Raw genomic sequence first — 21999 nt, forward strand, 5'->3', positions numbered from 1 at the left:
CGTTTACCTGCTGTATTGGCGGCGGAGAGCGAAGCTCATCGCTGTCATCAGCGCCATCGCGCCAGCGCAGACAAGGTAAGCGGTTGGGAAGTCAAAACTGTCGGCGATGCTGGCCATTAGCGCCACGGCGATCAGCGTGCCGATACTAATCGTGATATTGATGACGCTCTGGGCGACACCGCGATCAGAGGCGGCCACCTCTTCCAGTACCAATGCGCGCAACGCGCCGCCGACCACAATGCCCAAGCCGCTACCCATAATGAGCGTTGCGACGACAAAGAGCCAGAACGGCGCTTCGGGCAGACCCAACAGGGCAGTGCCGACCGTCAATTGGCTGTAGCCGGTCACCATCGTCATCCGCCCACCGATGCGCGGCAACCACCGTCCGGCGATCACCGATGTCACCGAGGCAAGGAAGACTAGCGGCAGCAGGAAGAAGCCGGCTTGGCTAATTGGCACGCCGAAATTCACCGCGACCGAAGTAATGAAGATAATGCTGCCCATCGAGATGCCGGAACCGACGGCCAGCAGATAGACCACTTGCAATTGGCGGTTCGTAAAGAGCCGTGGTGGCAACAGGGGTGCCGGCGCGCGCGTTTCGCGCCATGCGAGCAAGGGGGTCAGCACTGCGACCAAGAGGAAGAGCCACGGCCAAATGGTCATCCCAAAGATGCGATCGAGCAATTGGTTAATGCCGAGCGTGGTGCTGACCAAGATCAGCACCAGCAGCACCAGCCCTTGCCAATCGAAAGCGCCATTGGCCGCTTCGTGATGGGCAGCCGAGCGGGGCAAGGCGCGCCACCCGAGAAAAATGACCACTGCGGCGACCGGCAAATTGAGTAAAAAGATCCAGTGCCAATCGGCAACGGCCAGTATCAATGAAGCCATTACCGGCCCGACCAGAAAAGCCATCCCCGAAGTCGCGCCAATTAAGCCCAGCGCCTTCGCCCGTTCCGCCGAGGGCAGCACATCGCCGATCACGGCGCTAGCGGTGGGGGTAATGCCACCGGCGCAGACACCTTGCACGGCGCGCCCCAGCAACACCATCGTCAGATCGGATGCCAGCGCGATCATCAGCGAACCGATAGCAAAGCCAAAGACATTGAGCAGGTAGACATTGCGGCGCCCGTAGCGATCGCTTAGACTGGCCATCAACGTTGTGCTGCTCAGCGAACAGAGGGTAAAGATAATCGAGACCAACACCACTTGCGTGTTGTCAATCGCAAATGCAGCCCGCAACGCTGGCACGATTGGGCCAATGATTGCCGAGTCGAGCGCTGACATAAAGACACCCACGAACAACACGGTCATAATCGCGCGGCGGGTATCGGTTTCGGGCACGGCCACCGAAGTCATGCGACCTCCTTCATCGCTAATCAAGGGATAGCAGATAAAGAATGGAAGGGAACCGCCTTTATAGCAATGCCTGCTCTGAACCCATCGTTATTCGATCACGTGCAATTGCGTTTGCCGGCCATGCAACCATACCATAGTGCCCCCGATCAGCGCAGCATCTTCTTCGAGGGCAATGCGTACCGGTTGATGACCCCATTCGGGCACGGGCGCCACATTATTTAACTCGATGGCGTAAACAGTCTCGTCGTACAGAGGATAATCGCCGGCGCCGGGCACACCTTCTTGGTGATCCCACAATCCAATCGCCGGCCCGGCAGCATGGCCGTGATAACCAAGCGGATGCGAATAAATCGAAGGTTGCAAACCTTCGGCCAGCGCGCGCGCACGGGTTGCCGCTAACACCTGATTGCCGGTACGCCCAACACGCATCTCGGCTAACAAGATATCTTGCAACCGGTTTGCTTGGGCTAACGCGGCGATCAGCCCTGCAGGCGGTGCGGTTTCATCGCGCGCTAATACATACGCATGCTGTTGTTGGTCGGTACATAGGCCAAGGTGGCAAAATCCAACATCACAATGGATCAAATCGCCGGGCCAGATTCGGTTGCGGGTTGGCGGGGCGTCAAATGGCATGCCACGAGCTTGAAGGTTGACCGTTGGTTGGAACCAAGCTTGCACACCGGCCTCGTGCATCGTTTGGCGCAGCCACCAAACGACATCATCGGTTGTGGTGACGCCGGGTGTAATCACGGCGCGCGAAAATGCGGTAGCGATGATCCGATGACCAAGCGCAACTAATTCCGGGTAGACCGCTAATTCGGCTGGAATACGGCGTTCGAGCCAACCGATGACAATCGTTTCGGCGCTTACGCAACGTTCAGCGTAGCGAGGGCCAAGGGTGGCGCAGAGACGTTGGTATTCAGTGTAGGTCAGACCATCAGCAAAAGCAAAGGTTGGAGACATATTGATCCCGATCCGTTGCGGATCATACTCGGCAACGAGGCGGGCTAAGCAGTCATCTTGTGATTCGGTGTCAGGATCCCAAGCCTGCCGGTAGAGATCGCCATAACCGTAGCGATCAAGCGTCAGTCGCTCGACCGTGCCATCAGGGCGACGGGCAAAGAGCAGAATTGTACGGCGACGGGCATTCATCACCGGCGCTGGAAGCAACGTCATAATGACTGGGTCTTCATTGTATTCACGCGCAGTCACCATCCACAAATCGATTTTGGCGCGTTCCATTAGTTCGGGTAACAGCAGCGTCAAGCGTTCAGCTAGCCATTGCGCGCGCAGATCGCTCTGCATACGGAGCGAAGTCACAACGGGGGTGATGATCATAGCGTGAGATCGTCTTTCTACACAGCGCCGGGTTGGGTCATCGCTCAACCTGAATCTCGACTATTATAACGCATGCGATGAAAGAGCTGCTGTTACTGTCGTAGTGAGTGAGCTTAACGTAAACGGCTTAGCCAAAAAAGAGACCATACCGCTCGCTCGCAAATGTGCCGGTAATTCTTGTTGTGAGAAGCCACTCATCAGAACGATCCGCAAGGATGGGTAGCGACTGAGGATTTCGGTCGCCAGCTCATCACCCGTTTGGCCCGGCATCGTCAAGTCGATGAGGGCGAGCGCTAATTGGTAGCCATGCTGGTCGAGCACTTGGTGCGCCTCGGTGCCACTAGCGGCTTCGTAGACGGTGAATCCTAGCCGGCGCAACATCCGTTGCGCCACCACACGCACGTCAGGCTCATCATCAACGACCAATGCCAATCGTTCGATTTGAGCCAACGGTTGTTCAATCACTGCTTGCATCGGTTGCGACTCTTGAGGGGGGGTTGAGATAGTATCAGAAAGGGTTGTCATTGGCCAAAAGACGGTAAACGTTGTGCCATGATCCGGTTCGGTTTCAATATGCAGCGCGCCGTGGTGGGCGCGCACAATTCCATTCACCGCCGCTAAGCCAAGGCCGCGACCGGTAAATTTGGTGCTGAAAAACGGATCGAAAATGCGCGCTTTGGTGATTTCGTCCATCCCATGGCCGGTATCTTTGACAATCAGCGCTGCGTAACATCCGGGTGGCTGGTCAGCGCCGATCTGCATCGTGGCCATCTCATCGGCGCTGACCTCACGCGCCTCAGTCATAATGGTTACGGTGCCGTTACCGGTAATGGCTTCTGCGCCGTTAATGGCCAGATTCATCAACACCTGCTGGATCTGGGCAATATTGCCTTCGATTGGTAATGGAGTTGGGGAGGGTTGGATGATCAGATCAACCCGTCTGGGTAAGATACTGCGCAGCAATGTTTGCATCTCTTCCACGGCCCGGCTCAGGTCAAGCCGTTGCATTTCGGGTTGGTGGCGGCCAGTGTACGTGAATAATTGATTAGTCAGCTCGGTGGCGCGTAACGCAGCTTGTTCGATTTGCACCAGTAATGGATAAGCAGGGTGATCGTCTGGTAGTTCGTTGAGGGCGAGCGATACGTTGCCTAACACGCCGACGAGCAGATTATTGAAATCGTGGGCAATCCCGCCGGCCATAACCCCTAAACTCTCAAGACGCTGAGTCTCGCGCAGTTGCTGCTCGATCCGTTCTCGTTCGCGCTCCATCCGGCGCCGTTCGGTGACGTCGATTGCAATGCCGGCGATGCCGTAGATCTTCCCTTCGTGATCGAATAGCGGAAATTTGATGGTGGTAAACGCCGTCAACCCATTAGCCGTCCAGCGATCGTCATCGCGTTGGATCGGGCGGCGATGACGCATGACTTCACGGTCGAACGAGCGGTAGTAATCGGCGAGTGCCGGCGGAAACAGATCTTCATCACGCTTGCCGATCATTGCCGGCGGTTCGTAGCCAGAAAATTTAGCCAATCGTTCGTTGACCATCAGATAGCGCCCTTCGGCATCTTTGACAAAGATCAGAGCCGGTATCTGATTGATAATGTCTTGCAACAACCGGCGGCTGGTTTCAACCGCAGCTTCGGCAGCGCGTTGGGCGGAAATATCTTCGATCAAGCGGACAAGAAACGTAATCTTGCCCTCTTCGTCACGCACCGCCGAACAGGTCATGCGACCGTAAACAATATGACCGTCTTTGTGCAGGTAACGTTTTTCGATCGTATAGCTATCGCGGTTGCCGTTGAGTAATTCTTCCCACAGCAGCAAATCGGTGTTGCGATCATCGGGATGGGTGCGATGCAAGATCATCTTACCGATCAGCTCTTCGCGCTCAAACCCCAACAGCGTCGCGATGGCTCGGTTGCAGTCGATAATCCGGCCACTCTCTTCAATGACCACAATCCCAATGTTCAATTGATCAAACAGTGCGGCAAAGCGCCGTTCGCGTTCGTGCAGTTCGGCGGCAAGGCGTTGTTCTTCTTCGCGGATCCGCACCCAATCGGTCACGTCACGGTTCATTTCACCGATGAGCACTAGCCGGTGCATGTGATCGTAGATCGGAAAATAGGTTGTTTCTGACCAAAATTGTTGATCAATAGTTCGACCTTCGATCTCGGCTTCGGCGGTATCGTAGGGAGTTGGCGGCATAGCAGCGATTTGGCCGCGGCGAGCAGCCTCGAAGGCAGCGACGAAGCCGCGCTTCTGGGCTGCCGGATCGTGGTAGATGTTGTAGCGCCCAACAATCTGATCAATGGGGGTCGCCACCAATTGTTCATTGGCCCGATTCATTGCCACTGACAGCCCATCAGGTGCAAACAACACCATTGGGATGGGCAATTGATGAAAGACCATATCGAACGGCAACTCTTGAGCGGCCAAACTCGCGGTAAACTGTGCGCGGAGGATTGAGAGCTGTTGACGTAAGATGGCATTTTCGCGTTCAAGAGATCGCAATCGCTCGTGTATATCCATAACTGTGTCCTCTGAGCATTGCGGAAGGTTTGATCCGGTTGGTTGGTCGCTCTAACATAGTTACCGCCCGCTAAAGTTGGGGGCACGTTTTTCGATAAAGGCGCGCATGCCCTCTTTCTGATCTTCGCTGGCGAAGAGGAGGTAGAAATTGCGCAACTCAATGGCCAACCCTTCGCGCACGGTCGTTTCAGCGGCGGCGCGCACCGCTTCTTTGGCCAATTGCACGGCAAGCGGCGATTTAGCGGCGATCGTCTGCGCCACTCGGCGCGCTTCGTCAAGCAGGGTTTCCGGCGGGCAGACCCGGTTCACTAACCCATGCGCGTAGGCTTCTTGGGCGCTGATCGTCGCGCCAGTCAAGACCATCTCCATGGCGCGATAGGGGCCAAGGGCGCGGGTGAGGCGTTGGGTGCCGCCGGCGCCCGGAATGATGCCAATGTTGATTTCAGGCTGGCCAAATTGGGCCGTCTCGCTGGCCAAAATAATGTCGCACATCATTGCCAGCTCACAGCCGCCGCCGAGCGCGTAGCCATTGATAGCGGCAATCATCGGTTTGCGGATGGCCGCAATTTTGGCCCAGCGGGCAATCATACCGCTGGTAAGCATCTCTATTGGTGTGGCGTTGGCCATTGCTTTGATGTCAGCGCCGGCAGCGAAAGCCCGTCCGGCCCCAGTGATGATGATGACCCGGATCGAGTCATCGGCGTCATACATCTCGAGATGGCGAATAAGATCATCGATGAGTGCTGGGCTGAGGGCGTTGAGCGCCTGTGGCCGGTTGAGAGTTACGATCGCGATTGGGCCTTCGATTGTACTGATGATCAATGGTTCGTCGCTCATGACAGTTGCTCCTTCATATACGGCGGTAAATGCGTAACGATATTACAATGCAGCATCATTACGTTAGTTGTCGTAACCCGATTGTACCACGCCCGTTGCAGGAAGTAGCTGCTCTATGGTACATTGAAGCCAGCAAAACCGGGTTTTGCGCCGCCAGAAGGAGACGCGCCTTGACCCCTGTCGAAGATGCCAATCTGTCCAACCGGATTACGCCGGCCATTGAAGATTATCTGAAAGCGATCTATCTGCTACAACAACAGGTCGGTGCGGTGACGACAACGATGCTCGGCGAGCAGCGCGGGTCGCGCCCAGCTTCGGTTACTGGGATGATTAAGAAGCTGGCCGAGATGAATCTGGTGCAGCATACGCCCTATCAAGGCGTGGTGCTGACGCCCGCTGGCGAGCGAATTGCATTGGAGGTGATCCGGCATCATCGCTTGCTCGAACTCTACCTTGTCGAAGCGCTCGGTTATAGTTGGGATGAGGTGCATGAAGAGGCCGAGCGGCTCGAACACCACATCAGCGAGAAGCTCGAGGCGCGGATTGCCGAACGACTGGGTTACCCGGATTTTGACCCGCACGGCGACCCGATCCCCGGCGTTGATGGGGCGTTGCCTGCCACCCGCGCCATCCGGCTGGCCGATCTGCCGCTCCACCAACCGGCGCGGATTGCGCGGGTGCGTGATCAGGCGGCTGAACGGCTGCGCTATCTGGCCGATCTCGGTCTTGTGCCCGGGGCGCGGGTGGTGGTAATGGCCAGTGCGCCATTTGACGGGCCGTTGACGGTGCAGATTTGCGATACCGCCCCGGTGCCGCTTGATCGACGCTTGGCCCGCACGATCGAAGTTGAGACTGAGGAGCCGGCAGTTACGTCGTAGCGGTCACGAAGATCGGGTTGGTAAAGAGCCACGGTTTGCCGCCCCAATACGCTTCGACGCGGTAGATGCCGTCGTCGTCAACCGTTTGGCGGATGCGGCGAATGCCGCTGGTCATCACTTCGCCGTTCACAATTAAACGCGCATACGCATCGACGCCAACATCAACTTCTACCAGCAACGGTCCGCCGGCGAGGCTGATCGTGTCGCCCATTTCCGCTGTTTCACCGGGCCGGCTGAGACGGAAGATGATCGATGGCGCTTCGCCATCAAGCCGGTTGGCAAAGTAACAACGTCCGGCGGTTAACGCAGCATAGACCTGATTGGTGGCCTCTTTCGCATCACTGCTGAGCGGTTCGGCAAGTAGAAGGTAGTTGGTAAGGGTGCGGAAGATCCACGGGTAGGGAAAGACCTCGATCTCGCCCCATGGCGCTTGGCGTTTGAATCCGTGGGCATCGACGCCACCGATACCGAAGGTGCGCCGACCGGCCATATTCAGCCGATCCCACCACCACAAAGTCGCCAGCGTCGGCCCGCTCAGGCCCAAGCGCGGGTTGAGCACCAGCGCCAGTTTGTTGCGCTCGGTTAGGTGCTCGCCCCAATCACTCATCAAATTCCACAACTCTAGCCCAACGACGCGCCCTTCGCGCTGGCTTGGTCCATCAATCGTCCAGTCATCCCAACGGTAGATGTCTTTAAACGAATTGCGGATTCGCTCGTCGGGATGGGCAATAATGCCGAAGCCGCCGCGATTGTACACTTCATCAATGAATTGTTGCGGTGGCAGTTGGTTGCTAATCACCGTGTCAACGTTGAGGGCGAGGAAGTGGTTGTGATTAGGGGTGATTTCATGGCCGACGATGACTAATACATCGTCGTGCCAGCCGGCAAAGGGCAAGCCTTCGAGGGTGTCGTGGTCGGTGACAATCACCCAGCGCAGGCCAGCCTCACGGGCAGCGGCAATGAGTTGCGGAAAGGTAGCCGATCCGTCCGAGTAGGTGGTATGCATGTGGATTGCGCCGGGGTAGATGAAGGGATAGTTCATAGCGTTCTCCGCTAGTAACATCGATACGCGGTTGTTATAGATAGTATAGCCGCAAAGCGACACTAGCGATGCGTGGATGTCAAGTGTTAGGCAGGGCCGTGTGCTGGCTGTGATTATGCGGGGCGGATTGGCCGCAGCCAGCTCCTGCTCTCGCACACACCAATGCGTGTAGGGATGGCTCTCGCTCTCGTGGGGATTGCTTCGCCGCGCTACGCGCAGCTCGCAATAACAAACGGGGAGCAGCTTTCCAAAAAACCTTTGCGTGGGTCGGCGCGGAGAACGGGCAGTTTATCAGCGCCCGTGCGTCCTAAAAAACCTTTGCGCTCTCGGCGCCCGCTGCGCCTTTGCGTTTACTAAGATATGCTACTATACCCACGTTATGATCACCATTGACATCGATGCCAGCCGGGCGACGGTTGCTCAGCGCACTGGTACCGAACGCTACAGCTATGAGGTGATTGCGGCCTTAGACCGGATCGCGCCGGCGGAGGTGCAATTTCGCCTTTATATCAACGGTGGGCACGATCGGTTACCGCCGCTGAGCCAGCGAGTGCAGGTGCGCGATATTCGCTGGCCGCGACTGTGGACGCATCTGCGCCTTGGGCCGGCCAGTTGGCGCGCACGCCCGCAGGTGTTGTTTGTGCCGGCGCATGTCGTGCCGCTGCTCCATCCGCCTACGGTAGTGACCATTCACGATGTAGGCTATCGGGTCTTTCCCGAGGCGCATACCGCTCGCCGTCGGCTCGAACTCGAGGTGACGACGCGATGGAGTTTACGCGCGGCCCGGCGCGTGCTGGCCGTTTCCCATGCCACCAAGCGCGATCTGGTCAATTGGTATGGGATCGATCCCGACCGGATTATGGTCACGCACCTTGGCTTGAGCGCGGAAGTTAGACCGCCGGACGATCCGCAGTGTGTTGCGGCTGTGCGCGCGCGCTACGGCTTGGCGCAACGTCCATATCTTTTGTATATCGGTACGGTGCAGCCGCGCAAGAATCTGGCGCGGCTGATTGAGGCGCTGGCGACCGTATTGGCTGCCGGTTACGATCTTGATCTGGTGCTGGCTGGCAAGCGCGGCTGGCTGAGCGAACCGATCGAACGGCGGGCCAACGAGTTAGGCGTTGTCGATCGGGTTCGTTTTACTGGCTATGTAGCCGATGCCGATCTGCCCGCGCTACTGGCCGGTGCGTTGGCGTTTGTCTTTCCTTCGCTCTACGAAGGCTTTGGCTTACCAGTTCTAGAGGCGATGGCATGCGGTGCGCCGGTCATTACCAGCACGATCTCGTCGCTGCCGGAAGTGGCCGGCGATGCGGCGTTGCTGGTTGACCCGCTCGATACGAATGCTATTGCCGCCGCGATCATGCGCATGCATGATGATGCGGCCTTGCGCGCTGATCTGCGGCAACGCGGTTTGGCGCGTGCGCGCCAGTTCACGTGGGAAGCGTGTGCGCGGCGGACGCTTGAGGCATTGATAATGGATTGAAACGATGGAACATACGACCGAACCAACCCTTGTGTCCGATCCCTTTCTGGCTGGTATGCAGCTCTTCAACGCCGGCGAGTATTGGCATGCCCACGAGCAATGGGAAATCTGCTGGCGCGCGGCGCAGGGGGAAGAGGCCGAGTTTTACAAGGCTTTGATCCAGACCGCAGCGGCGTTAGTAAAGTGGCGGCAGGGCAATCTGCGCGGTTTGCGGCTCAATTGGGCCAAAGCGCAGCGCCGGCTGGCGCAATTGCCGGCAGTCTATCGCGGAGTCGATGTGGTGGCGTTGGCCATGGCGATGGCGGCAATACTGGCTGATCCGGCGAGCGGAGAGGGGCCTAACCTAGGGGCATAGCAGCGTGCTATGCCCCTGCGACTTGCCCGTTAATCGTCATTATCCAACCGGCGCGGGATAACGCGCGGCGCACGACGTGGCTCTTTCGGTGGTGGCGGGCCAAGTACCAGATCGAGCGCCTGTTCAATCCGCTCAATGAGATGGATCGTCAATTGCCGGCGCAAGACTGCCGGAATCTCGGCCAGATCGTGCTCGTTGCGCTTAGGTAGAATGATCTGGCGAATGCCGGCCCGGTACGCGCCAAGTACCTTCTCTTTTACCCCACCAATCGGTAAAACGCGCCCTTGTAAGGTAATCTCGCCCGTCATCGCAATATCGTGGCGCACGGTGCGGCCGGTCAATGCTGAGATCAGCGCCGTGGCGATAGTCACCCCTGCCGACGGGCCATCTTTTGGGGTGGCACCTTCGGGGACGTGGACGTGGACATCGAGCTTATCGAAGTGGCGGCCCTCGATGCCCAGACGCGCAGCGTTAGCGCGGGCAAACGAGAGCGCAGCCTGCGCCGACTCTTGCATCACCTCACCGAGCTGGCCAGTCAGCAGCAGGTTGCCTTTGCCGTCCATCAACACCACTTCTACCGGCATAATGTCGCCACCAGCACTGGTATAGACCATACCGATCGCTACCCCTACGTGATCGTGCGGATCAACCTTACCGATCTCAAAACGAGGCGGGCCGAGCAGTTTCGGCAAGGCGCGTGGCGTGATCTGGCGTGGGTAGCGTTTGCCCTCGGCGATGCGACGAGCGACTTTGCGGCAGATCGCGCCAATCTCGCGTTCGAGGTTACGCACGCCGGCTTCGTAGGTGTAATTGCGGATAATCGCGTGGATCGCTTCATTTCCGAACCGGATCGTCGCCGGCGGCAGGCCGCTGTCAGTCATTTGGCGCGGAATGAGGAAGCGGCGGGCAATATGTAGCTTCTCATCCTCGGTATAACCCGGCAACTCCACCAGTTCCATACGGTCGAGCAGCGCGTCAGGGATGGCGTCGGCGACGTTGGCCGTGGTAATGAACAGGGTCTGGCTGAGGTCGTAGGGCAGATCGAGATAGTGATCGCTAAAGGTGCTGTTCTGTTCTGGATCGAGCACCTCAAGCAGGGCTGCCGCTGGATCGCCGCGAAAATCACTGCCCAGCTTATCAACCTCGTCGAGCATAAAGACCGGGTTGATCGTGCCGGCCACCTTCATCCGCTGCAAGATGCGTCCGGGCAGTGCGCCGATATAGGTGCGGCGGTGACCGCGAATTTCAGCCTCGTCGTGCACGCCGCCAAGGCTGAGGCGGACGAAGCGGCGGCCTAGCGCCTCGGCGATGCTCTGACCGAGGCTCGTCTTGCCGACGCCGGGCGGGCCGACGAAGCAGAGGATGGGCGCGCGACGGGCGGGGCCGGCCAGTTGGCGCACGGCGATGTACTCAAGGATGCGATCCTTAACTTTGCGCAAACCGTAATGGTTGCGTTCGAGCACCGCTGCGGCTGCGCGCAAATCGCGATTCTCTGGGCTAGCGTTGCTCCACGGCAGCGAAATCAGCCAATCGAGATACGTGCGCAACATACCATGTTCGGGTGACATTGGCGAGATAAGATCGAGCCGGGCCAATTCTTCCTCGAAGCGGGCCATCGCGTGTGCAGGTAGGCCGGCAGCGGCAGCCCGTTCGCGCAAGAGCGCAATCTCGCGGCGCGACGGATCCTCTTGACCGAGTTCGCGTTGAATGGCGCGCAACTGCTCGCGCAAGAACAGTTCACGCTGGCTGCGGTCAACCTCCTGCTGTACTTGACTATGGATACGGTTTTCGAGTTCAAGCAGGTCTAACTCTTTTGCCAGCAAGATTTCGAGCTGACGCAAACGTTGCTCGACGTCGACCAATTCGAGGATCTTTTGCCGCTCTTCGACCGAGATAGGCAGCAAGGCGGCAATGATATCGGCCAACTCGCCGGGTTCGGCACTGTTGAGGGCGGTGAGGTAGGCATCGTCGGGCAAATTGCGCGACAGACGCACGATCTTCTCGAAGGTGGTCAAGATCGTGCGGCTAAGCGCCTCGACCATCAGTGCCGCATCTTCATCGAGCGGCGGGGTTTCGAGTGGCGCGGCCAGCACACGCAGCGCCGGGTGTTCAGCCACCACACGAACGATCCGCATGCGTTGTCGCCCTTCAAGCACGATACTCAGCGTACCGTCCGGAAGGCGGCGCAGGCGCTGTACCACGGCTTCTACACCAACACTGTACAAGTCATTTATCCCAACCGAGAAGTCTTCGGTCGGGCCACGGGCAGCAACTGCGAGGACAATGCGGTCGCCAGCTGCTGCTTGCTCTACCGCATTGATTGCGCGCTCATCATTAACGAAGAGCGGCGCTAGCATCTGTGGAAAGAGGACGCTATCGAGCAGAGGCAACACCGGACGCTCGACGAGCGTTGTGTCGGTCACAGGTGATGTCGATTGTTCATTGGCCGGAGTCGTGGTCATAGCCTCGCTCCTGCGCAGGCCGACAGATACGATGGACAATATGCCTGCGCATTGGTATATGTTGTATGTTCAGTGTAGCATATACTGGCAGATTGCGCGTTACTTGTTGGTTGTTCACGGAAAGAATACGGTGAAGATTTCGCTCAATAGCATTACTTTGCACGTCGAACTCGTCGGGGCGGGGCCGTCGTTGCTCTTGCTGCACGGTTTTACCGGCAACGTTCAGACGTGGCAACCGCTGGTTTCGGCCCTTGCTGCCCGTTACACGGTGGTGATGGTTGATCTGATCGGGCATGGCCAGAGTGACGCTCCCGCTGATCCGGCGCGGTATGCGATCGAGCAGTGCGTGGCCGATCTGCTGGCGCTGCTCGATCACCTGCACTTGGCACAGGTTGATCTGTGCGGTTATTCGATGGGCGGCCGGATCGGATTATTGTTGACTGCTCATGCACCGGAACGAGTCAGGCGGCAAATCTTGATCGGTGCCTCGCCGGGCTTGGCCGATCCAGCCGAACGAGCAGCCCGCTTAGCGAGTGATGAGGCGCTGGCGGCCCGGATCGAGCGCGAGGGTCTTGAGTGGTTTGTCGATTACTGGGCGGAGCAACCAATCTTTGCGACGCAACAACGCTTACCAGCGGCAGTACGCGCAGTGCAGCGGGCACAACGCTTAGCCGGCAGCGCCCATGGCTACGCCAACGCTCTCCGTGGCCTGAGTGTTGGGCGGCAGCCGTCGTTGTGGGCGGCGTTGCCAGCCATCGCTACCCCCACGCTGCTCATCACCGGCGCACTTGACGAAAAGTTCTGTGCCATCGCAGCGCAGATGGCGGCGCTGATGCCACATGCGCGTCACGTGATCGTGCCGGATGCCGGTCACGCCGTACATTTGGAGCAGCCAGAAGTAGTGGCGGGATTGATGATGTATAGCGAATGGTGAATAGCCCCCCATTTAGGAATGTGGGCATCTGGGTGACAACGGGCGACAACGGTGGATGGCCATCCGGGAACGCGGGCATCCTGCCGACCGGAAAGCCGCACGGCCGTGCGGCTCTCCGATTGAACATCGAACAGCAAATCATTTACCCTTCGGGCCGAAATAGATGATAGGGAACGTTGGTCGGATAAGGTTGTGGTACATTATCTATAGGCTGCCAATCTGACAACAGCGAGGAGATGTATGCCAATCGAGTGGGTCAAAGTTCACGACTATACTGACATTATTTACGAGCACGACGCGGCTGGCGAGGGGATTGCCAAAATCACGATCAACCGGCCCGAAAAGCGTAATGCGTTTCGGCCTGAAACGGTTAATGAGCTGATTGACGCATTTTCGCGCGCGCGCGACGACGAGCGGATCGGTGTGATTCTGTTTACCGGCGCTGGTGATAAGGCGTTCTGTTCGGGCGGCGATCAGAGCGTGCGCGGTGTTGGCGGGTATGTCGGTAAAGACCAGATTCCGCGCCTGAACGTGCTTGATCTCCAGCGCCTGATCCGGATTATTCCCAAGCCGGTCATCGCGCTGGTGGCCGGCTATGCCATCGGCGGCGGCCATGTGTTGCACGTGGTCTGCGATCTGACCATCGCTGCCGATAACGCCATCTTTGGCCAGACCGGGCCGAAGGTGGGCAGCTTCGATGGTGGCTACGGCTCGAACCTGCTGGCCCGCATGGTCGGCGATAAGAAGGCGCGCGAGATTTGGTACTTGTGTCGGCAGTACAATGCCCAGCAAGCGTTAGACATGGGCTTGGTGAACGCAGTGGTGCCGCTTGAGCGGCTAGAAGACGAAGGGGTGCAGTGGGCGCGTGAGATTTTGGAGCATAGCCCGCTAGCGATCCGAATGCTCAAAGCGAGCATCAATGCTGCCGCCGACGGCTATGCCGGGTTGCAGCAGTTGGCCGGTGATGCGACCTTGCTTTACTATCTCACAGAGGAAGCACAGGAAGGGAAGCAAGCATTTCTCGAAAAGCGTAAACCAAACTTCCGTCGCTTCCGGCGCTATCCGTGAAGAAGGATACCGCAAAGATGCGAGAGTGCAGGTCTCGTTGATGCACAAAAGGGAGCCCAAGGATGACCTCTAAAGCAGCTCCGGCAGCGCCGCCGTCACGGTTGAAGGTGTGGCTGATGGCCGCTCGTCCGGCGACGTTGCCAGCCGCCGTGGTGCCGGTGCTGGTCGGTTCGGCACTCGCGTTTAGCGCCGGTCAGTTTCAGCCACTGGTGATGCTGGCGGCCTTGCTAGGGGCGCTCTTTATCCAGATCGGTACCAATCTGGCTAACGACTATTTTGACGCCAAGAAGGGGGCCGATACCAGTGAGCGGCTTGGCCCGCCACGGGTGACGCAGCTCGGCCTGTTGCCGGCCAAAACGGTGCTGGCGGCGGCGCTGATCAGTTTTAGCATTGCGGCCATAGCCGGCATCTATCTGATCGTCGTAGCCGGCTGGCCGATCCTCGTGATCGGGTTGCTATCGATTGCCGCCGGCATCCTCTACACCGCCGGCCCGTTTCCGCTCGGCTACAACGGTCTTGGTGATCTGTTCACCTTTGTCTTTTTCGGATTGGTGGCCGTGATTGGCACCGACTACGCCCACACCGGCCAATTCCGTTGGGTGGCATTGTGGGCTGCGTTACCGGTGGCGATGCTGGTAACGGCGATTCTGGTGGTGAACAATCTGCGCGATGCGCCAACTGACCGCAAAGCGGGCAAGCGCACGCTGGCGGTGATCTTCGGCGAACGCTTTGCTCGCAGCGAGTTTGCGGTGCTAGTGATCGGCGCCTTTGTGTTGTTGCCACTGGCGTGGATGTGGGGCGGTGAATCGCCGTTCACGCTGCTGGCTTGGCTCACCGCGCCGATGGCGCTCAACCTGATCGATTTCGTCAACCGTGAGCGCGGGCGAGCGTTGAATAAGGCATTGGTCGGAACCGGAAGGTTGCACCTGTTCTTTGGGGTGCTCTTTGCCATCGGGTTGTTGTTAGGGTAGAGGCTGTTGTTTCTGTGATGATGCAACTCCCCGATTGGCTAGCACGGCAAGCCGCTCTGCGTCCCCATCAGCCGGCGCTGATCGGCGCGGCAGCGACCTACACTTTTGCCCAACTTGACTGCTGGGCGGGCGCGGTGGCGGTGCGGCTGGGCCAAAGCGTGCCGCCGGGATCGCGCGTGGCGTTGCTAGCGCGCAACCGGCCGGAATACGCTGTAGTTGTGCATGCTGCACCGCGCGCCGGCGTGACGCTGGTGCTGCTCAATACCCGGCTTACCGCTGCCGAGCTAGCTTTTCAAGTGCGCGACAGCGCGCTGACCCTGTTGATCACCGAACGTGAACTGATAGCGACAGCGCGCGCAGCGGCGGGGGCTGTGCCCATTATCACGCTGGAAGAACTGGCCGCCCCCGCAGCGGCGCCTCCGCCGCCGGCGCCGCCAATCAACCTGAGCGCGCCGCATACGATCATCTACACGTCGGGCACTACCGGGCAGCCAAAAGGTGCGATTCTCACCGCCGGTAACCACTGGTGGAACGCAATCGGCTCCATGCTCAACCTTGGTTTGCACGACGACGACCGCTGGCTTGCAGTGCTGCCCCTCTTCCACGTAGGCGGCTTGAGCATCTTGCTGCGCGGGGTGATTTACGGCATTCCGGTCATCTTGCACGAACGGTTTGATCCGGCATTGGTGCGGCGTGATCTTGATGTGCAGCGCGTGACCATCGTCTCGTTGGTGGCGGTGATGTTGCAGCGGTTGCTCGCCGTTGATTCCGCGCCGTTCCCGCCGCACCTGCGTTGTGTCTTGCTCGGCGGCGGCCCGGCGCCGCGACCGTTGCTCGAACAGTGTGCAGCGCGCGGGATTCCGGTGACGCAGACCTACGGTATGACCGAAGCGGCGTCGCAAGCGGCGACGCTTGCTCCTGCCGAAGCCTTACAGCGGCTCGGTTCGGCGGGCAAGCCGCTGTTGCCGGTTGAGCTGCGGATTGTGACGCCAGACGGCCACGACGCGGCGCCGGGTGAGGTGGGTGAAATCTGTCTGCGGGGGCCGACCATTTCGCCGGGGTATCTGGGAATGTCGCCGCGTCAGCCTGACGAATGGCTGCCCACCGGCGATGTGGGCTATCTTGATGGGGAAGGCTACCTCTACGTGGTTGACCGGCGCAGTGATCTGATTATCGCTGGTGGTGAGAATATCTATCCGGCTGAGGTTGAAGCGGCGCTGCTCGCGCATCCGGCTATAGCAGAAGCAGGTGTGGTGGGGTTACCCGACCCCGAATGGGGCCAGCAACCGGTTGCGGCGGTGGTGCTGCGCCAGCCAGTGACAAGTGAGGAGCTAATTGCGCATTGCCGCGCGCGGCTGGCCGGCTACAAAGTGCCGCGCACGATTGTGGTTGTGGATGAACTGCCGCGCACAGCGGCAGGCAAGCTCCGCCGGCACGAGCTGCGAGCATGGCTGGCGCAGCGAGTGACGTGAAGGTGCAAGGGATGGACAACGCAAGGATGCGAAGAGCGCAAAGGGCGCAACGTGATTGGGACAGACTTAGAGCATGTTTTGGAACGCACAGAACAATGTAAATGCGAAGAGCGCAAAGGGCGCAACGTGATTGGGACCTGCGTCAATCTTGTTGTGGTGCGCCGTAATCACTCTTAAGCTGCAACCCGCGCGCCTCGATCTGCTGCGCGACCACGACTGACGGCCGGGTCAGCCAGAAGCCCAGCCCACTCGTCAATATCACTGCCGTCCACATGGCAAAGGCTGGCGTGACCACCCACGTCAGTGGCGGATGAAAACCGAGGCCATAATCAACCACAATTGACAAGCTAAAGAAGCCGGCTACGGCAGCGCGGGTGCCCATCCCAAGCGGGCCGATGCGCGTCGCGAGTAAAATACCCTCGCACGTTAAGCCAATGTGTGACACAAACAGCATCAGCTCGAGCGGTTCGACGGCGCCGGCGCCGAGCCAATGGCGCGACCAGAAGGCCAATGTCCACAAGCCGTACTTCATGCAGGCGAAGGCAGCAAAGGCGGTAAACCACGGCACAGCGCGGCCATAGCGGATCAAGATGAAGGCAATGGTGGCATAGAGTGCGGCGGCTGGGCAGTCGGGGATAAAGATCCATGCCCATAGCGGCGATGAGGCCAACATCGGCCCATACCAGACAATCCCGCCCCAGACGACACCGAACAGATTGAGCGCCATACACATCCAGAAAATGAACGGATGGCCGGTGATAAATGCATATACCCAGTCGATAAATTGGCGAATGTGGCGCATGTGATCCTCTGTCACTACTCATTATGGAGCCGCACGCCGTGTGGCGGTACCATTATCATCATCGGAGCCGCCCAGCCGTGGGTAGTACCGTGGGGTGTTACCATTCATCGATCCAGCCGTCGGATTGGTACTCCACCCACGAACGCTCCCGGTGGCACATCGCGATTAACCAGACTCATGGCCGAAACCGTCGCACCGGCGCCGATAACTACTCCCGGCAAAATGGTACAATTTGCACCGATTGTCACGTCAGCACCAATCACTACCGGGCCACGCTTCCACTCAGAGCGGGTCACCTCGTGGCACAGAATAGTCGTATTGTACCCGATCACGCAATTCTCACCGAGGGTAATGTCTTCGGGGAAGAAGATATCGAACATCACCATCAGGCCGACACTAGCGTGCGGAGCGACGTTAACCCCAAGTAGCCGATAGATCGTGTTCTTGAGCGGAATGCTCGGCGTATAGCGAGCCACTTGGATCAGCGCGGCATTGCGAATAATACGCGGATACCCGCCGGCCAATTGGGGAAAGTACCAGAGCGCATTGTGCGGGCCGGGTAGCGGTGCGCTACGCAGGCGGGCCTTGCGCTCGGCGGTTGAGCCGAGGCCATCAGGGTGGATACAATCGATGCTGTTGGTCATAGGTGGGTATAGAGTAGCGAGATATCATCAGGAACGTACCTGTATTATAGTCCCGACCACACTCTCAACAAGTAGTGTTGATGTAAGCAGCGAAGCTAACGGAAACTGGCAAAAAATAGCGCTTTCCCTTACACTATAGTGGAAAAATGTTTTGGATGGCGGAAAATGTATGGTACAGTCAATTGATCGTGCCTTCGATGTGTTAGAGGCGCTCGCGCTGGCAAATGATGATCTCAGTGTCTCAGAATTAAGCGAGCGTCTCAATCTGCCGATAGCGACAGTGCATCGTCTCCTTTCTAGTTTAGCGGCCAGAGGCTATGTAACGCAAGAAGCAAGTACGCGTCGGTATGGGCCGGGGCCACGATTGCTGGAAATTGCCGCGCGTGCGGCGCAAAGCCGTCGGTTTGACCTCATCCGCATTGTGCGAGCCGAGCTGGTGAAGCTTACTGCTGAGACCGGCGAGACGAGTAATTTGATTATTCGACAGGGCGATGCCGCAGTCTATCAAGAGCAAATCCCTAGCCCGCACTTAGTGCGAATGTTCACCGAAGTCGGCCAACGCACGCCGTTGTACTGTACTGGCGGTGGCAAAGCTATTTTGTCGGCGTTGCCAGCGTCTGAACTCGAACAGTACCTCGCAACCGGTCGCTTCGAGCGATGGACGAACAAGACGATTACCGACCGTGACCATCTGCGTACCGAGCTAGCCATCGCGCGCGAACGTGGTTTTGCCATCGATGACGAAGAGCGGGAGGAAGGTGTTTGCTGCGTCGCGGCACCGATCTTTGATCGACGTGGGCAGGTGGTAGGAGCAATCAGCTTGTCGGGGCCTTCCAACCGGCTTGATCGGGTGCGGGCCGAGGCGCTTGGGCCGCGGGTGCGGGCGGCCGCACTTGCATGTAGCCGGCAATTGGGTTTCCACACAGACATATGATCGTTCCTGTCCTAACATTGTTGATTGTGATCGCGACGATTGTTGGCGTGGCAGCGGGGCGCTGGCCATTGCTACGCGCCGACCGCACCACGATCACATTGATCGGAGCGGCGCTGCTGCTTGGCATCGGTGCGATGTCGCTAGAGCAAGCGTATGAGGCGATTGATTTCAACACCATCTTGCTACTGTTTAGCATGATGGTCATCAACGGTAGCCTCTTTCTGGCCGGCTTTTTTGGCATCGTTACCCAGCGCGTGGTGCAATTCGCCCGCGGCCCGCGCTCATTGTTAGCGTTAGTCATCGGCGCAAGTGGCGTGCTCTCGGCGCTGTTTTTGAATGACACCATTGTGCTGATGATGACGCCGATCGTGCTCGATGTGACCCGCGCCTTGCGGCGCAACCCACTGCCCTACTTGATCGGGTTGGCGGTTGCAGCCAATATCGGCTCAACTGCCACTATCACCGGTAACCCACAGAATATTATTATTGGCAGCGCCTCAAAGATTCCCTACCTTGATTTTGCCGCTGCGCTAACACCGACCGCGTTGATCGGATTAGTGATCTGTTGGGTTGTTGTAACGCTCGTCTACCGCGACGAATTTCGCGGCGGAGCGCTGGCGGCGCCCAACGTCTTGCGCACGCGGGTCTACCGTCCGTTGCTACGCAAAGCGGCGATCGTGATCAGTCTCATGCTGATCGCCTTTCTGGTTGGCATACCGGTGCCGCTGGCCGCCTTTGTTGCCGCCGGAGCGCTGCTCGCCACCCGCCGCATCTGGCCCGAACGAGTCTTCAAGACGATTGACTGGGGGTTACTTACCTTCTTTATCGGGTTGTTTGTGGTCACCCATGCGCTAGCAACGCAAGGGTGGACGGAGCTACTCTTCACGGCCCTAGCTCCACTTGCTCAAGCCGGGATGGTACCGTTCGGGTTGGTGTCGGTCGTGCTCTCGAACCTGATCAGCAACGTCCCGGCAGTGTTGCTGTTGCAGGGCTTAATTCCGGCCTTTGCCGATCAGCAGCGCGCGTGGCTGACACTAGCCGCCACCGCAACGCTAGCCGGCAACCTCACCCTGCTCGGTTCGGTCGCCAATCTGATCGTGGCCGAACTCGCGGCGCGCTGGGGAGTGCAGGTGAGCTTCGGCGCCTACCTGAAGGTGGGTCTGCCGGTGACGATCTTGACCGTGGCGGTAAGTTTTGTGCTAGTGTGACCTATCTTGCACGGCAATCCAGAGTATGGTAGACTCGGACGGGCAATGCCCTCGTAGCTCAGGGGATAGAGCAGCAGTTTCCTAAACTGCGTGTCGCGCGTTCGAGTCGCGCCGGGGGCGCCATCGAGGATAGAGCGCCGATCTGGAAACAGATCGGCGCTCGTTCTATGTTGGCACGAAACGCAGCAACTGCTTGACGAAATGAATGGATTGGTTTGGCACACCTATAGCCCGTGCTGGTGAAGGAAGATTTCTTACCGATATGTCGTTGATTGATAACGATACGCTTGACGCTGCCCAGTTATTACGGTAGGATAGAAATTGAGATTTAGGTCTGGCTAAAACAAAATCTTGCCATACCGATACGATCCTACTGCTTCCTAAGCATTGTTACCGGCGGGTTAAAGATGGATGCTGTTCCTCATACACGCCCAAGCCGTACTAAACTCTTTCATCTCGAGTCGTTCTACCAAAGGGTGCTTCGGCTCTTGCCATTCCTTGGGCCAGCCTTTGTAGCAGCGGTGGCATATATCGATCCAGGCAACATTGCCACCGCGGTGCAGGCAGGTGCCCGCTTTGGCGTGATGTTGCTTTGGGTGGTTGTTGCCAGCAACCTAGCGGCAATGTTGATCCAAGCGTTGTCAGCGAAGGTTGGGATTGCTACTGGTCATAGTCTTGCTGAACTCTGTCGTGAGCACGTTCCGCAGCCGGTGGTTTGGGTGATGTGGCTTATCAGCGAGCTAGCGGCTATTGCCACTGATTTAGCCGAATTTATCGGGGCGGCAATCGGCTTTCAGTTGCTCTTCGGCTTACCATTGCTCTTGGGTGGTGTGCTGACAGCGTTGGTGACGTGGCTGATCATTGGTTTGGAGCGTCGTGGATTTCGCCGCCTCGAAGCAGTGATTGCGGGGTTGTTGTTTACCGTTGCCGGTTGTTATGTCGCCGAGCTGGCGTTTGGTCGTCCTGACTGGCGTGAGGTCAGTTTTCATGCCGTCGTGCCCCAGCTTGCTGGAACCGATAGTCTCATCCTTGCGGCCGGTATCCTTGGCGCCACCGTGATGCCGCACGCGATTTTTCTCCATTCGGCACTCACGCAGCGACGGATTGTAGGTCGTACCGAAGCTGAGCGGCGCGCTATTTATCGTTTCGAGCTGGTTGACATGATCATTGCGCTCAGCATTGCCGGTTTGGTCAATGCCGCGATGATGATTATGGCTGCAACCGCCTTTTATCGCCATGGTCTCTACGATGTGGCCACCATTGAGGGGGCATATCAGAGTTTGACGCCGTTGTTTGGTTCATCAGCGAGCATAATCTTTGGGATAGCGTTGCTATCCGCTGGGATTTCATCGTCAGCAGTAGGTACGTTGGCCGGTCAGACGATCATGCAGGGGTTCTTACGTTGGGAAACGCCGCTCTGGGTACGGCGGATCATCACCATGGCGCCGGCACTTGTGGTCATTGCGTTGGGGATCGACCCCACGTGGGCGTTGGTGCTAAGCCAAGTGGCGCTCAGTTTTGCGCTGCCTTTTGCGTTGATCCCGCTGATTTGGTTCACTAGCCAGCGTCACCTCATGGGCAGTTTGCGCAATCGGTGGCTGACGACTGTTGTCGCGAGTGTGATCACTGCGGTGATCATTTTGCTCAATATTGCGCTGATTGTGCAGGCGGTGATCGCTTAGCGCC

General features: G+C 58.3%; 18 protein-coding genes and 1 tRNA gene. 11 read left to right on the forward strand and 8 right to left on the reverse strand.

Features of this window, described 5'->3' with window-relative positions; genetic code table 11:
• Positions 1–3 precede the first annotated feature (3 nt).
• The 4 genes from Q1A00_RS03865 to Q1A00_RS03880 form a co-directional block, all read right to left on the reverse strand.
• Entirely contained in the window at positions 4–1356 is a 1353-nt protein-coding gene (locus tag Q1A00_RS03865; protein ID WP_298403983.1) for an MFS transporter, read from the reverse strand.
• Between the two features lie 87 nt (positions 1357–1443).
• Positions 1444–2694, reverse strand: a complete 1251-nt coding sequence (locus Q1A00_RS03870; RefSeq protein WP_298403985.1) for a M24 family metallopeptidase — start codon at positions 2692–2694, stop codon at positions 1444–1446.
• Positions 2695–2757: 63 nt separating this feature from the next.
• The gene (locus tag Q1A00_RS03875) at positions 2758–5223 is read right to left on the reverse strand and encodes a PAS domain S-box protein (protein WP_298403987.1); all 2466 of its coding nucleotides are present in this window, start codon (positions 5221–5223) and stop codon (positions 2758–2760) included.
• A gap of 60 nt (positions 5224–5283) precedes the next feature.
• Positions 5284–6060, reverse strand: coding sequence for an enoyl-CoA hydratase-related protein (locus Q1A00_RS03880; RefSeq protein ID WP_298403989.1), 777 nt, complete (start codon positions 6058–6060; stop codon positions 5284–5286).
• A gap of 170 nt (positions 6061–6230) precedes the next feature.
• Between Q1A00_RS03880 and Q1A00_RS03885 the strand changes: the two genes are divergently transcribed.
• A complete protein-coding gene (locus tag Q1A00_RS03885; protein ID WP_298403992.1) occupies positions 6231–6938 on the forward strand; it encodes a metal-dependent transcriptional regulator in 708 nt (235 codons plus the stop codon).
• Here the strand turns inward: Q1A00_RS03885 and Q1A00_RS03890 are convergent.
• Positions 6928–7980, reverse strand: coding sequence for a CehA/McbA family metallohydrolase (locus Q1A00_RS03890; RefSeq protein ID WP_298403994.1), 1053 nt, complete (start codon positions 7978–7980; stop codon positions 6928–6930). The genes Q1A00_RS03885 and Q1A00_RS03890 overlap by 11 nt on opposite strands.
• A 379-nt stretch (positions 7981–8359) precedes the next feature.
• Between Q1A00_RS03890 and Q1A00_RS03895 the strand changes: the two genes are divergently transcribed.
• Entirely contained in the window at positions 8360–9463 is a 1104-nt protein-coding gene (locus tag Q1A00_RS03895; protein WP_299755348.1) for a glycosyltransferase family 1 protein, read from the forward strand.
• 4 nt (positions 9464–9467) lie between these two features.
• Complete coding sequence (locus Q1A00_RS03900) at positions 9468–9818, forward strand: DUF309 domain-containing protein (RefSeq protein ID WP_298482115.1); 351 nt, start codon at positions 9468–9470, stop codon at positions 9816–9818.
• A gap of 29 nt (positions 9819–9847) precedes the next feature.
• Here the strand turns inward: Q1A00_RS03900 and lon are convergent, their stop codons facing one another.
• Entirely contained in the window at positions 9848–12280 is a 2433-nt protein-coding gene (gene lon, locus Q1A00_RS03905) for an endopeptidase La (protein ID WP_298404002.1), read from the reverse strand.
• Between the two features lie 130 nt (positions 12281–12410).
• Between lon and menH the strand changes: the two genes are divergently transcribed.
• From menH to Q1A00_RS03925, 4 genes are all read left to right on the forward strand, one after another.
• Positions 12411–13214 carry a 2-succinyl-6-hydroxy-2,4-cyclohexadiene-1-carboxylate synthase gene (menH, locus tag Q1A00_RS03910; RefSeq protein ID WP_298404005.1) on the forward strand — a complete coding sequence of 268 codons (804 nt, stop codon included), beginning with the start codon at positions 12411–12413 and terminating at the stop codon, positions 13212–13214.
• Positions 13215–13454: 240 nt separating this feature from the next.
• Complete coding sequence (gene menB / locus Q1A00_RS03915; RefSeq protein WP_298404008.1) at positions 13455–14282, forward strand: 1,4-dihydroxy-2-naphthoyl-CoA synthase; 828 nt, start codon at positions 13455–13457, stop codon at positions 14280–14282.
• Positions 14283–14344: 62 nt separating this feature from the next.
• Complete coding sequence (locus Q1A00_RS03920; RefSeq protein ID WP_298404011.1) at positions 14345–15253, forward strand: 1,4-dihydroxy-2-naphthoate polyprenyltransferase; 909 nt, start codon at positions 14345–14347, stop codon at positions 15251–15253.
• Positions 15254–15273: 20 nt separating this feature from the next.
• Complete coding sequence (locus tag Q1A00_RS03925) at positions 15274–16725, forward strand: o-succinylbenzoate--CoA ligase (RefSeq protein WP_366144829.1); 1452 nt, start codon at positions 15274–15276, stop codon at positions 16723–16725.
• Positions 16726–16867: 142 nt separating this feature from the next.
• Here the strand turns inward: Q1A00_RS03925 and Q1A00_RS03930 are convergent, their stop codons facing one another.
• Both Q1A00_RS03930 and Q1A00_RS03935 read right to left on the reverse strand, forming a co-directional pair.
• Positions 16868–17527, reverse strand: a complete 660-nt coding sequence (locus Q1A00_RS03930; protein WP_298404013.1) for a DUF1405 domain-containing protein — start codon at positions 17525–17527, stop codon at positions 16868–16870.
• A gap of 104 nt (positions 17528–17631) precedes the next feature.
• Positions 17632–18171, reverse strand: a complete 540-nt coding sequence (locus tag Q1A00_RS03935; RefSeq protein ID WP_298404015.1) for a DapH/DapD/GlmU-related protein — start codon at positions 18169–18171, stop codon at positions 17632–17634.
• 169 nt (positions 18172–18340) lie between these two features.
• On the opposite strand from Q1A00_RS03935, the gene Q1A00_RS03940 reads away from it, so the two are divergent.
• The 4 genes from Q1A00_RS03940 (at position 18341) to Q1A00_RS03955 (ending at position 21995) form a co-directional block, all read left to right on the forward strand.
• Positions 18341–19105, forward strand: coding sequence for an IclR family transcriptional regulator (locus Q1A00_RS03940; RefSeq protein WP_298404016.1), 765 nt, complete (start codon positions 18341–18343; stop codon positions 19103–19105).
• Complete coding sequence (locus Q1A00_RS03945) at positions 19102–20313, forward strand: anion transporter (protein ID WP_298404019.1); 1212 nt, start codon at positions 19102–19104, stop codon at positions 20311–20313. The genes Q1A00_RS03940 and Q1A00_RS03945 overlap by 4 nt, the downstream gene beginning before the upstream one ends.
• A gap of 47 nt (positions 20314–20360) precedes the next feature.
• A tRNA-Arg gene (locus Q1A00_RS03950) sits at positions 20361–20436 on the forward strand.
• 284 nt (positions 20437–20720) lie between these two features.
• Positions 20721–21995, forward strand: coding sequence for an Nramp family divalent metal transporter (locus Q1A00_RS03955; RefSeq protein ID WP_298404021.1), 1275 nt, complete (start codon positions 20721–20723; stop codon positions 21993–21995).
• Positions 21996–21999: the final 4 nt, after the last annotated feature.

The sequence above is a fragment of the uncultured Chloroflexus sp. genome, assembly GCF_938091255.1.
Lineage (GTDB): Bacteria > Chloroflexota > Chloroflexia > Chloroflexales > Chloroflexaceae > Chloroflexus.

What these genes read in the sequence shown, in the direction of transcription:
- Q1A00_RS03925 (WP_366144829.1), top strand. Translation starts at nt 15,274, where the DNA reads ATGCAACTCCCCGATTGGCTAGCACGGCAAGCCGCTCTGCGTCCCCAT.
- Q1A00_RS03955 (WP_298404021.1), top strand. Translation starts at nt 20,721, where the DNA reads ATGGATGCTGTTCCTCATACACGCCCAAGCCGTACTAAACTCTTTCAT.
- Q1A00_RS03880 (WP_298403989.1), bottom strand. Translation starts at nt 6,060, where the DNA reads ATGAGCGACGAACCATTGATCATCAGTACAATCGAAGGCCCAATCGCG.
- Q1A00_RS03930 (WP_298404013.1), bottom strand. Translation starts at nt 17,527, where the DNA reads ATGCGCCACATTCGCCAATTTATCGACTGGGTATATGCATTTATCACC.
- Q1A00_RS03900 (WP_298482115.1), top strand. Translation starts at nt 9,468, where the DNA reads ATGGAACATACGACCGAACCAACCCTTGTGTCCGATCCCTTTCTGGCT.
- Q1A00_RS03920 (WP_298404011.1), top strand. Translation starts at nt 14,345, where the DNA reads ATGACCTCTAAAGCAGCTCCGGCAGCGCCGCCGTCACGGTTGAAGGTG.
- Q1A00_RS03875 (WP_298403987.1), bottom strand. Translation starts at nt 5,223, where the DNA reads ATGGATATACACGAGCGATTGCGATCTCTTGAACGCGAAAATGCCATC.
- Q1A00_RS03945 (WP_298404019.1), top strand. Translation starts at nt 19,102, where the DNA reads ATGATCGTTCCTGTCCTAACATTGTTGATTGTGATCGCGACGATTGTT.
- Q1A00_RS03890 (WP_298403994.1), bottom strand. Translation starts at nt 7,980, where the DNA reads ATGAACTATCCCTTCATCTACCCCGGCGCAATCCACATGCATACCACC.
- Q1A00_RS03940 (WP_298404016.1), top strand. Translation starts at nt 18,341, where the DNA reads ATGGTACAGTCAATTGATCGTGCCTTCGATGTGTTAGAGGCGCTCGCG.
- lon (WP_298404002.1), bottom strand. Translation starts at nt 12,280, where the DNA reads ATGACCACGACTCCGGCCAATGAACAATCGACATCACCTGTGACCGAC.
- Q1A00_RS03935 (WP_298404015.1), bottom strand. Translation starts at nt 18,171, where the DNA reads ATGACCAACAGCATCGATTGTATCCACCCTGATGGCCTCGGCTCAACC.
- Q1A00_RS03865 (WP_298403983.1), bottom strand. Translation starts at nt 1,356, where the DNA reads ATGACTTCGGTGGCCGTGCCCGAAACCGATACCCGCCGCGCGATTATG.
- Q1A00_RS03870 (WP_298403985.1), bottom strand. Translation starts at nt 2,694, where the DNA reads ATGATCATCACCCCCGTTGTGACTTCGCTCCGTATGCAGAGCGATCTG.
- Q1A00_RS03895 (WP_299755348.1), top strand. Translation starts at nt 8,360, where the DNA reads ATGATCACCATTGACATCGATGCCAGCCGGGCGACGGTTGCTCAGCGC.
- menB (WP_298404008.1), top strand. Translation starts at nt 13,455, where the DNA reads ATGCCAATCGAGTGGGTCAAAGTTCACGACTATACTGACATTATTTAC.